Source organism: Microbacterium sp. LMC-P-041, assembly GCF_030209555.1.
GTDB lineage: Bacteria > Actinomycetota > Actinomycetes > Actinomycetales > Microbacteriaceae > Microbacterium.
Window position 1 is genome coordinate 510498 of the sequence record NZ_JARVRV010000005.1, and the last position, 11759, is coordinate 522256.

At 67.2% G+C, this 11759-nt stretch carries 14 protein-coding genes; 13 read left to right on the forward strand and 1 reads right to left on the reverse strand.

The window, feature by feature from the left end; genetic code table 11:
• Positions 1-440 precede the first annotated feature (440 nt).
• Both priA and QRN21_RS12670 read left to right on the forward strand, forming a co-directional pair.
• Positions 441-1187, forward strand: coding sequence for a bifunctional 1-(5-phosphoribosyl)-5-((5-phosphoribosylamino)methylideneamino)imidazole-4-carboxamide isomerase/phosphoribosylanthranilate isomerase PriA (gene priA / locus QRN21_RS12665; RefSeq protein WP_053096912.1), 747 nt, complete (start codon positions 441-443; stop codon positions 1185-1187).
• Positions 1171-1998, forward strand: a complete 828-nt coding sequence (locus QRN21_RS12670) for an SseB family protein (protein WP_285364277.1) — start codon at positions 1171-1173, stop codon at positions 1996-1998. Before priA ends, QRN21_RS12670 begins: the two co-directional genes overlap by 17 nt.
• Before the next feature lie 48 nt (positions 1999-2046).
• Here the strand turns inward: QRN21_RS12670 and QRN21_RS12675 are convergent, their stop codons facing one another.
• Complete coding sequence (locus tag QRN21_RS12675; RefSeq protein ID WP_053096908.1) at positions 2047-2445, reverse strand: DUF1844 domain-containing protein; 399 nt, start codon at positions 2443-2445, stop codon at positions 2047-2049.
• A gap of 231 nt (positions 2446-2676) precedes the next feature.
• Between QRN21_RS12675 and infC the strand changes: the two genes are divergently transcribed.
• The 11 genes from infC to QRN21_RS12730 all read left to right on the forward strand — a co-directional run bounded on the left by infC (position 2677) and on the right by QRN21_RS12730 (position 11744).
• The gene (gene infC, locus QRN21_RS12680; RefSeq protein WP_072591506.1) at positions 2677-3327 is read left to right on the forward strand and encodes a translation initiation factor IF-3; all 651 of its coding nucleotides are present in this window, start codon (positions 2677-2679) and stop codon (positions 3325-3327) included.
• A 72-nt stretch (positions 3328-3399) separates the two neighbouring features.
• A complete protein-coding gene (gene rpmI, locus QRN21_RS12685; RefSeq protein WP_017828564.1) occupies positions 3400-3594 on the forward strand; it encodes a 50S ribosomal protein L35 in 195 nt (64 codons plus the stop codon).
• A gap of 32 nt (positions 3595-3626) precedes the next feature.
• A complete protein-coding gene (gene rplT / locus QRN21_RS12690) occupies positions 3627-4013 on the forward strand; it encodes a 50S ribosomal protein L20 (RefSeq protein ID WP_045252681.1) in 387 nt (128 codons plus the stop codon).
• A gap of 102 nt (positions 4014-4115) precedes the next feature.
• Positions 4116-4928 carry a TrmH family RNA methyltransferase gene (locus tag QRN21_RS12695; protein WP_285364279.1) on the forward strand — a complete coding sequence of 271 codons (813 nt, stop codon included), beginning with the start codon at positions 4116-4118 and terminating at the stop codon, positions 4926-4928.
• Positions 4929-5004: 76 nt separating this feature from the next.
• Positions 5005-5673, forward strand: coding sequence for a response regulator transcription factor (locus tag QRN21_RS12700; RefSeq protein WP_053096904.1), 669 nt, complete (start codon positions 5005-5007; stop codon positions 5671-5673).
• Between the two features lie 6 nt (positions 5674-5679).
• A complete protein-coding gene (locus QRN21_RS12705; protein ID WP_053096902.1) occupies positions 5680-7056 on the forward strand; it encodes a sensor histidine kinase in 1377 nt (458 codons plus the stop codon).
• Positions 7053-8033, forward strand: a complete 981-nt coding sequence (locus QRN21_RS12710; RefSeq protein WP_285364281.1) for a TAXI family TRAP transporter solute-binding subunit — start codon at positions 7053-7055, stop codon at positions 8031-8033. Before QRN21_RS12705 ends, QRN21_RS12710 begins: the two co-directional genes overlap by 4 nt.
• A 352-nt stretch (positions 8034-8385) precedes the next feature.
• Positions 8386-9135, forward strand: a complete 750-nt coding sequence (locus QRN21_RS12715) for an amino acid ABC transporter ATP-binding protein (protein ID WP_372984152.1) — start codon at positions 8386-8388, stop codon at positions 9133-9135.
• A 46-nt stretch (positions 9136-9181) separates the two neighbouring features.
• Positions 9182-10090 carry a glutamate ABC transporter substrate-binding protein gene (locus QRN21_RS12720; protein WP_053096898.1) on the forward strand — a complete coding sequence of 303 codons (909 nt, stop codon included), beginning with the start codon at positions 9182-9184 and terminating at the stop codon, positions 10088-10090.
• 59 nt (positions 10091-10149) lie between these two features.
• Entirely contained in the window at positions 10150-10806 is a 657-nt protein-coding gene (locus QRN21_RS12725; RefSeq protein WP_053096897.1) for an amino acid ABC transporter permease, read from the forward strand.
• A complete protein-coding gene (locus tag QRN21_RS12730) occupies positions 10803-11744 on the forward strand; it encodes an amino acid ABC transporter permease (protein WP_285364284.1) in 942 nt (313 codons plus the stop codon). Before QRN21_RS12725 ends, QRN21_RS12730 begins: the two co-directional genes overlap by 4 nt.
• Positions 11745-11759: the final 15 nt, after the last annotated feature.

The following is an 11759-nucleotide window of genomic DNA, read 5'->3' on the forward strand; positions in this document are numbered from 1 at the left end:
GCGGGTGGCGCAGCGGGGACCGAAGGCGGTGCGGAGATCGGCACAGCGGGCGTGGCCGGTCGCGCATCATCGGAAGGAGGAGCTGCGGCGGAGGCGGCTGCCCATGCCGCTGCGGCTCGTGTTCCCGGCGCGGGGGCGGGCTGGGGTGCCGGTCGGGGGTGCGGGGCTGTGGGCTCCGCGTCGGGTCCAGTCGGCATCTGAGCGCGCTCATCCGGAGTCTCGGGAGGCAGCGCATTCCCGCGTCGCAGGGGTCCGCCTCCTCGCGCTTCCGCATCGCGCACCATGGAACATCTCCTCACACACCGAAACAGGGGCGTCATCGAGGCTACCGCGTGGCACGGGAGGTTCTCTGCTGTCATCGTTTTGGAGCGGGCCGATACGCGGGCTAGTGTCGATTCTCGTGCCGACGAATCGGTCTCTCCATCTCACCTGAGGACGTCATGAACGACTTCGCGCAGTCTCCCGCTCTCACCCTGCTTCCCGCCGTCGATGTCGCCGGGGGCAAGGCCGTCCGCCTCACTCAGGGTGAGGCCGGCACCGAGACCAGCTACGGCGACCCGCTCGACGCCGCGGGGGAGTGGGTCGCACAGGGGGCGAAGTGGATCCATCTCGTCGACCTCGATGCCGCTTTCGGACGCGGCAGCAACGCGCCGATCCTCCGCAAGGTCATCAAGCAGTTCAAGAACGTCAACGTCGAGCTGTCCGGCGGCATCCGTGACGACGCGACGCTCGAGGCGGCTCTCGAGAGCGGTGCGACCCGCATCAACCTCGGCACGGCCGCGCTGGAGAACCCCGAGTGGGCCGCCGACGTGATCAGCCGTTACGGCGAAGCGATCGCTGTCGGGCTCGACGTCCGCGGTACGACGCTGGCCGCTCGCGGGTGGACGAAGGAGGGCGGCGACCTCTGGGAGGTGCTTGAGCGCCTCGAGGATGCCGGCTGCAGCCGTTACGTCGTGACCGACGTCACCAAGGACGGGACCCTCAAGGGGCCGAACCTCGAGCTGTTGCGCGAGGTCACAGCCCGCACCCCGAAGCCCGTCGTGGCATCCGGAGGCATCTCGAACCTCGATGACATCGTGGCGCTCCGCGAACTGGTGCCGCTGGGCGTCGAAGGCGCCATCGTCGGCAAGGCACTCTACGCCGGCGCGTTCACGCTGGCTGAGGCGCTGGATGTCGCAGGGGACTGACGACGCCGGGGACCACGGTCCCCACGACCGTCATGGGTCGCACGAGCACCCGTCCAGCGATCGGGGCGACTCGGCCGGTGTGCCCTGGGAAGGCCGCAGCTTCCAGTCGAACCCTCATGCCGCCGACGACGGATCGGCCGACCCGGTTCTGCTCGACGCGCTGCTGCGTTTTCGGGCGGGCGACGGTGCTCAGACCGAGGTCGTCGACGCGTTCCGTTCGGCGCGGGTCCTGATCCCGCTCATCGCCGAGAAGGGCGAGGAGGGCGTGGCGCCGAGCGGTCTCGCTGTCGACAAGACTCAGGAGCTCTCGATCGTGACGGTCGCGGCTCCCGACGGTCGTCGCGTGCAGCCGGTGTTCTCGTCGGTCGAGGCGATGCAGCGCTGGGACGCGACGGCCCGTCCGATCCCGGTGGAAGCCGTGCGCGCCGCTCTCGCAGCGTCGGCGGAGGACACGGATCTGATCGTTCTCGACCCGACGTCCGACACCGAGTTCGTCCTCCGTCGTCCCGCGGTGTGGGCAGTCGCGCAGGGTCATCGGTGGGAGCCGAGTTTCCTCTCGCCCGAGGTCTTCACTGCTCTGCAGGAGAGTGTCGCGCATGAACTCGCAGTGATCGACGTCGCCGTCGCGGCCGGAGACCCGGACGCCCGTCTACGCGGACCGGAACTGATCGTCATCCTCGAGCTGGTCGACGGGCTCGAGCGCGAGGTGCTCGATGCCGTGCTCGCGCGCCTGGCGCAGCGGTGGGCGGCGGATGATCGCATCGCGGTGCTCGCCGACTCTCTCACCGTGAAGCTGCGTCGCTCGGCCTGACCGGCTCGGTGCTGCCACCGACCGGTCAGCCGCAGTGGCCGGCAGTCCCTAGTTGACCGGGCCTGTCCACTTCTCGCCCGGACCCTTGCCGATCGGGTCGGGAATGGTCGACGCCTCGCGGAACGCGAGCTGCAGCGAGCGCAGCCCATCTCGGAGGGACCGCGCGTGCATGTCGCTGATCTCCGGTGCGCCGGCGGTGATCAGCCCGGCGAGGGCGTTGATGAGCTTGCGCGCCTCATCGAGGTCGAGCTGCTCCGCCGCGTGCGGGTCGTCGGCGAGGCCGAGCTTGACCGCCGCGGCACTCATGAGGTGGACGGCTGCGGTCGTGATGACCTCGACCGCCGGCACATCGGCGATGTCCCGCGTGGCGGAGGACGCCGCCTCCTCCTGCCGTGCCCAGCGCTCTTCGCGCTCGCGTGCAGCCTCATCCGATGCCTGGTTCGTCACTTCGCCTTGCCTTCTGTTAGACTTTGTCGGGCTCCGGAGCGTCATGCTCCGGTACGAAAGAGGATTCACTTCCCACCCGCGCTTGCCGTTCCAGGCTACCGGGTCTTGCACTCCACCGGATCGCGTCGTCAGACGGGGTCCGGCAGGCAGGGTGCGGAGCCGGCGTTTGAACGCCGGTGGGTGGGACGATTCTGATTTCGCCCGGGGTGCTGACAGCATCCTGGTGGCCGAATCCCATCGTCTAAGGAGCTACGCATCAGCGATCCCCGCACCAATGAGCGCATCCGCGTCCCCGAGGTCCGCCTCGTCGGTCCCGCGGGTGAGCAGATCGGCGTCGTCCGCATCGAGGCGGCGCTGCGCCTTGCGCAGGAAGCAGATCTCGACCTCGTCGAGGTCGCGCCCAACTCGAAGCCGCCCGTGGTCAAGATCATGGACTACGGCAAGTTCAAGTACGAAGCCGCCCAGAAGGAGAAGGAAGCTCGCCGCAACCAGGCGAACACCATCCTCAAAGAGGTCCGCTTCCGCCTGAAGATCGAGGCGCACGACTACACGACGAAGCTCAAGCGCGCCGAGGGCTTCCTCAAGGCCGGCGACAAGGTGAAGGCCATGATCCTTTTCCGTGGTCGCGAGCAGTCGCGTCCCGAGCAGGGCGTCCGTCTCCTCCGCAAGTTCGCCGAGGATGTCGCCGAGCTCGGAACCGTCGAGTCGAACCCGACCATCGACGGCCGCAACATGGTCATGATCGTGGCTCCGCTCAAGAGCAAGTCCGAGGCGAAGCAGGAGCAGAATGCGGTTCGCGACGCCCAGCGCGCAGCGAACAAGCAGGCCGCCCGCGAAGCCAAGACCGACGCCGACGAGCCGGCCGAGGCCGCAGCGGAATAACACCCGCCCCCAGACTCCCGCACCGCGGGTTGACACCGTCGCCTGAGAAGGCGCCATACGAAGGAAGAGAAGATGCCGAAGCAGAAGACCCACTCGGGTGCTAAGAAGCGCTTCAAGATCACCGGCAGCGGCAAGCTGAAGAAGCAGCAGGCCGGAATGCGCCACAACCTCGAGCACAAGTCGAGCCGTCGCACCCGCCGCCTCAACCAGGACCAGGTGCTGTCGAAGGCTGACACCAAGGTCGCGAAGAAGCTTCTCGGTCGCTGACGCGCCCGAACGCACGATAGGAACACAGGAAAATGGCAAGAGTCAAGCGGGCGGTAAACGCCCACAAGAAGCGTCGGGTCATCCTCGAGCGCGCCTCCGGCTACCGCGGTCAGCGTTCGCGCCTCTACCGCAAGGCCAAAGAGCAGGTCATCCACTCGCTGGTCTACTCGTACCGTGACCGTCGCAAGCGCAAGGGCGACTTCCGTCGTCTCTGGATCCAGCGCATCAACGCCGCTGCACGCCAGAACGGCATCACGTACAACCGCTTCATCCAGGGCCTCGGTCTCGCGGGTGTCACCGTCGACCGTCGCATGCTCGCCGACCTCGCGGTCAACGACGCAGCGACCTTCACGACGCTGGTCGAGACGGCGAAGAAGGCTCTGCCTTCCGACGTCAACGCTCCGAAGTCGGCTGCGTAAGCAGCTCTTCACCACAGAGGACGCTCTCCTTCGGGAGGGCGTCCTCTGTCGTTCGTCCGGCGTTTGCGCAGGAACGGTCCTGCCGTTCTCTAGACTGTGAACGTGCTGGAGAACCCCCGTTCGCCCCGAGTCCGTGCCGTCGCCAAGCTGACCAAGCGCAGCGCGCGCGCCGAGACAGGGCTCTACCTCCTCGAAGGTCCCCAGGCGGTTCGCGAGGCGCTGACCTACAGTCCTCAGGCGATCGTGGAGCTGTTCGCGACCCCGACCGGCTGGGAGAAGCATCCGGACATCCGCGCGAAGGCATCGGATGCCGGCGTCGACGTGGAGTACGTCACGGAGTACGTGCTGAACGCGATGGCCGACACGGTCACTCCGCAGGGGCTGGTGGCCGTCGTCCGGCAGGCGCCCACGTCGGTGCGGGACATCTTCGCGGCATCCCCCCGTCTGGTGGCGATCTGCGAGGAGATCAGGGACCCAGGAAACCTCGGCACGATCATCAGGGCCGCCGATGCGGCGGGAGCCGACGCCGTCGTGCTGACGGGCCGCACGGTCGATCCCTACAACCCGAAGGTCGTGCGCGCCACGACAGGTTCGCTGTTCCATCTGCCCGTGTCCGTGGGCGCAGAGCTCTCGGATGTGGTCGAGAAGGCTCACGCCGCGGGACTCCGGATTCTGGCCGCGGACGTCAAGGGCGAGGATCTTCTTCATGCCCGGGCGGACGGAGTGCTCGCCGAGCCTACGGCGTGGCTGTTCGGCAATGAGGCGCGCGGTCTCGAGGACGAGGCGCTCGCGCAGGCCGACCAGGTGCTGAAGCTGCCGATCTTCGGCCGCGCCGAATCCTTGAACCTCGCCACGGCAGCGAGCGTCTGCCTGTACGAGAGCGCGTTCGCGCAGCGGGCGGCATCCTCGGCCTGATCTCCGGCGGACGAGCGGCCGGCCGTCCTGCTGGTAGGTTTGTCCCTGCTCGAGCGGAGAAGGGGACCCAGGGTCGATGCAGATTCTGATCGTGGAGGACGACGAGCGTGTCGCCGCTGCACTCGAGGCCTTCCTCGCGCGATCCGGGTACGCCACCGTGCGAGCCGCGGACGGAGCCTCCGCGCTGCAGGAATTGGGTGCGGACACCGAGGTGGTGCTCCTCGACCTCGGTCTGCCCGATGTCGACGGCATCGATCTCTGCCGTCGGATCCGCGCACGCTCCGAGGTGCCGATCGTGATCGTCACCGCACGCAACCAGGTCACGGAGCGCATCAGAGGGTTGCGTGCCGGCGCTGACGATTTCGTCGTCAAGCCCTACGACGTCCACGAGCTCCTCGCCCGGATCGAGGCGGTCACACGACGCTCTCGACCCGTGCGGCCGGAATCCGAGGCGCGCGTACGTCTGCAGGATGGCGAGATCGAGATCGACCTCGTCGCCAGGCAGGTGATCATCGGACGCGCTCCCATCGAACTCACTCGCAAGGAATTCGACATCGTGGCGGTGCTCGCCCGGTACCCCGGCGTCGCCGTGCCGAAGGAGAGACTCATCCGCGAGGTCTGGAACACCGACTGGCGCGGCTTCGGGCACTCGCTCGAGGTGCACGTCGGCGCGATCCGCAAGAAGGCGGGTCAGCGGCATCTGATCGAGACCGTGCGCGGTGTCGGCTATCGGTTGGCCGGGTAGCGTTCGATGCGCAGACGTCTCGTCGTCGTCTTCCTGGTGCCGCTCGTCGCGATCCTGCTGTCGTTGGGCGGCGCCACGGCGTGGAGCGCGACCCGCAGCATCCAGCAGGCCTTCTACACCGAGCAGCTCGGTGACCTCGGGTATTTCGTGACCAGCGCGCGGCAGGCGCTGCGGTCGGGCAGCGCGACGGTGATCGATGCCGAGGTCGCCCGCTTCCACGAGGTGTACGGGATCGATGTGATCGTCTTCGATCTTTCCGGTGGGGTGTGGTCAGCGCGCGACGGCGGCGGCGAAGTCCTGTCAGAGGACGATGCCGCACGGGTCGGCCTCGCGCTCTCGGGGCGCCGCGCCGAGGCGCCCGAGCCGGTGTTCCCCTGGATCGCGGCAGAGTCCTCGCTCGTCGAGCCGGTCTTCGACGACGGCGACGTGATCGGCGCCGTGATGCTCTCCGCGGACGTCGAGGCGCCACGGACCCAGATCCTGCAGCAGATTCTTGTGCTGACGGTCGTGTCGATCGTCTCGATCGGACTCGGCGTGCTCCTCGTCTTCCAACTCGCCCGGTGGGTGCTCTCTCCGGTCCGACGTCTCGATGAGGCGATGATCGCGATCGAACGCGGCGAGATGGATGCGAGGGTCGCGGAGGACACGGGGCCTCCTGAGCTACGCCGGATGACGCGCGTGTTCAACGGCATGGCGGATGAGATCGAGCGCGTCATGACGCGTCAGCAGGAGTTCGCCCTGAACGCCTCGCACGAGCTCCGCAATCCCCTCAACGCGCTGCTGCTGCGTGTCGAGCACCTCTCGACCGGTCTCGGAGCCGACTGGAAGGACGACGTCGAGGAGACGAGGGAGGAAGGGCGCCGGATGGCTCGCATCCTCGAGACGCTCCTCGGACTCGCGCGCGGCGGGCGCGCCGACACGATGATCTCAGCCGTCGATCTGACCACGCTCGCCGCCCGCCGCGCAGACGCCTGGAGCGAGGTCGCGTCACAGCGACGCGTCCGGATGCTCTCGACAGGAGTGGGCCCGGTGATGAGCATCACCGACCGCACGATCGTCGAGAGCGCGCTCGACGCCGTCATCGACAATGCGGTGAAGTTCTCGCCCGCCGAGTCGGCCGTCGAGGTCGACGCGCACCGCAGCGGTGGACTCTGCGTGCTGACAGTCCGCGACCACGGCCCCGGCCTGACGCGAGAGCAGGCCGCGAACGCCGCCGACCGATTCTGGCGCAGCGACGACAGCGGCGGGGTTCCGGGGTCAGGGCTCGGCCTCGCGATAGCGACCGACCTCTTGGAGTCGATCGGCGGCGAGCTGCGGGTCGATACGCCGGACGACGGCGGGCTGCTGGTGTCGCTGATGCTGCCGGACGGAGCTGAGGGATGAGCGGGCGGGCTAGCCGCCGCGCATGGTGGCGCAGAGGGGTGGCGACGGCACTCGTGCTGCTGCTCGCCGCCACGAGCAGCGCGTGCAGCGCTCGATCGACGGAGTGGAACGACTCTGCCTACGAGATCGCCGGCGGGGGAGCCAACGGGGTCTATTACGCCTACGGCGACGAACTCGCTCGGGAGCTGTCGGAGTCCTTGGGCATCCGCGTGTCGGCAGCCGAGACCGCCGGGTCCGTCGACAACCTCCTGCGGGTGAGCTCGGGGGAGGCCCTCCTCGGCTTCGCGCAAGGGGATGCCGCTGCCGACGCCGTCGCCGGAGTGGGAGCGTTCGACGAGCCCATGCCGGTGCAGGCTGTCGCTCGCCTGTACGACGAGTACCTCCACGTGGTCGTACGCGCGGATTCGGACATCGCCGCCCTCAGCGACCTTGCGGGCAGGACGGTGTCGCTCGGGGCCGAGAATTCCGGCGTCAATGTGATCGCGGCGCGAGCACTCGACGCCGCCGACGTCGACGTCGCGACGATCACGGATCCCCGGCTCGATCTCGGTGAGTCGATCAGCGCGCTCGAGAGATCCGAGATCGACGGATTCTTCTGGGTCGGCGGCATCCCGACACCGGGCATCGCGGAGCTCGCGACGACGACGCCCGTGCGGCTGGTGCCGATCGAGCAGACATGGGTCACGACGATCAACGCTCGATACTCCGATGCGTATCGGCCGTCCGACTTCCCCGTCGCGCTCTATGGACTCGACGAGTCCGCGCCCACGATGGCGGTGCCGAACTATCTGGTCACCTCGTCCGACACTCCGGACGGCGTCGTACGGGACGTCCTCACGAGCCTCTTCACGGTCCGCACCGATATCGCGCAGCGGGTTCCGGTCGCGTCCCTGCTCGACCGCAGGCAGGCGATCTTCACGGGGCCGGTCGACCTGCATCCGGGGGCCGTCGAGTACTACCGGGACCAGCGGGACTGAGGCCTCAAGAAATCCTCAAGAAGTCTCATACCGGCATGTCACTCTGCCAATGTGGGGGTCGATCGCGCTCGATTCAACGGAGAATTCAGATGCCACAGAGCCCACGCCCCTCATTGAGGCGCGGACTCGGCCATTCTCCGGAGTCGTCCTGCGATCGGATCCGGTCGGAGGCTTGCTGCCACGTTCTACTCGGGGGAGGAACGGAGCAGCAGGGACGCCCCCACGGTCCGCGGGGGCGGACCGTGGGGCACTCCGGTTATCGGGCGGGATCGGCCCCATCGCGTGGTTACGAACGTGTAAATGTCGACGCATCACTGTGGAGCCACGTGAGCGACCTGGCTAGTTTGGAGAAATGATGACCACCGGTAAGCCCCTCGTCGTTGTCGACAACGTCCAGAAGCACTACGGCGACTTCCAGGCGCTCACGGATATCGACCTCACGGTGAACGCCGGCGAGGTCGTCGTGGTGATCGGTCCCTCAGGCTCGGGCAAGTCGACACTGTGTCGCACGATCAACCGCCTCGAGACGATCACGAGCGGCACGATCAGCATCGACGGCAAGGCGCTCCCCGCTGAGGGAAAGGGCCTCGCGCATCTGCGCGCAGACGTCGGCATGGTGTTCCAGTCGTTCAACCTCTTCGCGCACCTCACGATCCTCGAGAACGTGACGCTCGGCCCGATCAAGGTCCGCGGCATGAAGAAGGCCGATGCCGACAAGGAGGCGATGATGCTTCTCGAGCGCGTCGGCGTCGCCCAGCAGGCCTCGAAGCTTCCCGCACAGCTCTCCGGCGGACAGCAGCAGCGCGTCGCGATCGCCCGCGCTCTCGCCATGCAGCCCAAGGTCATGCTCTTCGACGAGCCGACCAGCGCGCTCGACCCCGAGATGATCAACGAGGTCCTCGACGTCATGGTGGAGCTCGCCCGCGACGGCATGACGATGATCGTCGTGACCCACGAGATGGGCTTCGCTCGCAAGGCCGCCAACCGGGTCGTGTTCATGGCCGACGGCAAGATCGTCGAGGAGGCGACGCCTGAGGAGTTCTTCACGAACCCGAAGAGCGACCGCGCCAAGGACTTCCTCTCCAAGCTCCTCACGCACTGACGAGCCTCACAGACCTTTGCACACACAGCACACGAAGGAGACGCACATGCGACGCACACGGACACTGGCAGGAATCGGGATCGCGACGGTTGCACTGTTCGCGCTGACGGCCTGCAACAGCGGCAGCCCGTCCAGCCCCGGCGCCGGAACCGGCGGCGAAGAGAGCGAGGACTCCACCTGGTTCGAGGTCGCTGACGACGTCCAGCTCGAGGGCAGCCCGACGTTCGACGCCATCCAGGAGCGCGACAAGGTGATCGTCGGCGTCAAGGAGGACCAGCCCGGGCTCGGCTACCTCGATGTCACGACCGGAGAGCGCACCGGCTTCGACGTCGACATCGCACGGTGGATCGCCGCATCCCTGGGCTACGACGAGGACAAGATCGAGTTCAAGCCGATCGCTTCGGCGAACCGCGAGCAGGCGATCACCAACGGTGACATCGACTACTACGTCGGCACCTACTCGATCAACGACAAGCGCAAGGAGCTCATCGACTTCGCGGGTCCCTACTTCATCACCGGTCAGGGACTCCTGGTCGCCGCCGACGCGGACGACGCCGAGGCTCTCGAGGACTTCAACGGCAAGACCGTCTGCTCGGCGACCGGCTCGACGCCGATCCAGAACATCAAGGCGAACTTCCCCGAGATCAAGACGCAGGAGTACGACCTGTACTCCGCCTGCGTCCAGGACCTCATCGACGGCAAGGTCGACGCCGTGACCACCGACCAGGCGATCCTGATCGGCTACGCGGCCCAGTACCCGGATGACGTCAAGGTGACCGGCGGCCTCTTCACCGAGGAGCGCTACGGTGTCGGCCTCACGAAGGGCGACGACGCGCTGCGCACGCACATCAACGAGCTCTTCACCGACGGTGGCGACATCTGGCAGGCGATCTTCGACGCGAACCTCGGTTCCAGCGGCATCGAGGTCGAACAGCCCGAGGTCGACGCGTACTGATCGACATGGGCGGCCCCCTCAGGGGGGCCGCCCATTCACTCTGAAGAAGGGAGGGTGGCGTGGACGTCATCTTCGGCAACCTCGACCTGTGGGGACAGGCGATCAGCAACACGCTGATCGTGTTCTTCGCGGGCGGGATCATCGCACTGATCCTGGGTCTGATCGTCGGGGCCATGCGTGTCTCCCCGGTGCCCATCGCCCGCGGCGTCGGCACGGTGTACGTGAACACCGTGCGCAACACCCCGCTCACCCTCGTGTTCTTCTTCTTCATCTTCGGGTACCCGCAACTCGGGTTGCCCGAACTGTCGAACCTCGTGCTCGGCATCCTCGCCATCGGCATCTACACGGCGACCTATGTGGCCGAGGTCCTGAGGGCGGGTATCAACACGGTGCCCGTCGGTCAGGCCGAGGCCGCGCGGGCCATCGGACTTCCCTTCGGACAGGTGATGGGTCTCGTGATCCTGCCGCAGGCGTTCCGCTCGGTCGTCCCGCCGATGATGAGCGTCTTCATCGCGCTCCTGAAGAACACGACCGTCGCAGCCGGGTTCTCGGTCGCCGAGCTCGCGGCTCTCCGGTCGACCATCAACGATTCGGCCGACCGTCCGGGCAACCCGATGGAGGTCCTCCTCTGGGTCGCCGTCGTGTTCGTCGCCCTGGTGCTGCTGTTGAGCTGGCTGCAGCGATATCTCGAGAACCGTTGGAGGATCGCGCGATGAGCTCTGTACTGTACGACGTCCCCGGACCCCGGGCGATCGCCCGCAACCGGGTCATCGCGGTCGCCACCGTCGTCCTCGTCCTGGCCGCCATCGGCTTCATCGTGCTCCGCATGGTGGAGACGGGCCAGTTCTCGGCGGAGAAGTGGTACGTGTTCACGTTCTCCAACGTGTGGATGGGTATCTTCAAGGCCCTGGGCAACACGCTCGCAGCCTTCGCGCTCGCCGCCGTCCTCAGCGTCGTCCTCGGCTTCGTGCTGGCCATCGGGCGGCTCTCCGAGCACGCGTGGGTGCGGATCCCCGTGACAGCCGTCACCGAGCTCTTCCGTGCCGTTCCGGTGCTGGTGTTCATGATGCTGCTCTACTACGGGCTCCCCGTGGTCGGAATCAAGATGGATCCCTACTGGGCCGTCGTGATCGCACTGATGGCCTACAACGGCTCCGTGCTCGCCGAGGTTCTGAGGGCCGGCATCGAGTCCCTGCCTCGGGGGCAGAAAGAGGCGGGCTACGCGATCGGACTCCGCAAGAGCGGCGTGATGCGTCTCATCCTCCTGCCGCAGGCGATCCGGGCGATGCTCCCGGTGATCGTCGCGCAGCTGGTCGTCACGATGAAGGACACCGCTCTGGGCTTCATCATCACCTACCCCGAGCTGCTGTACTACGCGAAGCAGCTGACGTCGCAGCAGGGTCGCCCGATCCTGCAGTCGGCCTTCGTCATCGGCGGCATCTACATCGTCATGTGCCTCATCCTGTCGGGCATCGCGAAGTGGGTCGAGATCCAGACCCGTCGCTCGCCGAAGGTGAAGGCGATCCACGCGGCAGAGGATCCCCGCCAGCACGGCGACGGCACCGACACCGAGCTCATCACCCTGCAGCGCGGGGGCAGCGGCTTCGGCGGCACCGGTGGTGTAGGCGGGCTGGACAGCTCCGATCCGAAGTGATGTCCACCGGCGCGG

Coding starts and splice junctions, on each gene's coding strand:
- priA (WP_053096912.1), top strand. CDS start 441: ATGAACGACTTCGCGCAGTCTCCCGCTCTCACCCTGCTTCCCGCCGTC.
- QRN21_RS12670 (WP_285364277.1), top strand. CDS start 1,171: ATGTCGCAGGGGACTGACGACGCCGGGGACCACGGTCCCCACGACCGT.
- rpmI (WP_017828564.1), top strand. CDS start 3,400: ATGCCGAAGCAGAAGACCCACTCGGGTGCTAAGAAGCGCTTCAAGATC.
- rplT (WP_045252681.1), top strand. CDS start 3,627: ATGGCAAGAGTCAAGCGGGCGGTAAACGCCCACAAGAAGCGTCGGGTC.
- QRN21_RS12700 (WP_053096904.1), top strand. CDS start 5,005: ATGCAGATTCTGATCGTGGAGGACGACGAGCGTGTCGCCGCTGCACTC.
- QRN21_RS12705 (WP_053096902.1), top strand. CDS start 5,680: ATGCGCAGACGTCTCGTCGTCGTCTTCCTGGTGCCGCTCGTCGCGATC.
- QRN21_RS12710 (WP_285364281.1), top strand. CDS start 7,053: ATGAGCGGGCGGGCTAGCCGCCGCGCATGGTGGCGCAGAGGGGTGGCG.
- QRN21_RS12715 (WP_372984152.1), top strand. CDS start 8,386: ATGATGACCACCGGTAAGCCCCTCGTCGTTGTCGACAACGTCCAGAAG.
- QRN21_RS12720 (WP_053096898.1), top strand. CDS start 9,182: ATGCGACGCACACGGACACTGGCAGGAATCGGGATCGCGACGGTTGCA.
- QRN21_RS12730 (WP_285364284.1), top strand. CDS start 10,803: ATGAGCTCTGTACTGTACGACGTCCCCGGACCCCGGGCGATCGCCCGC.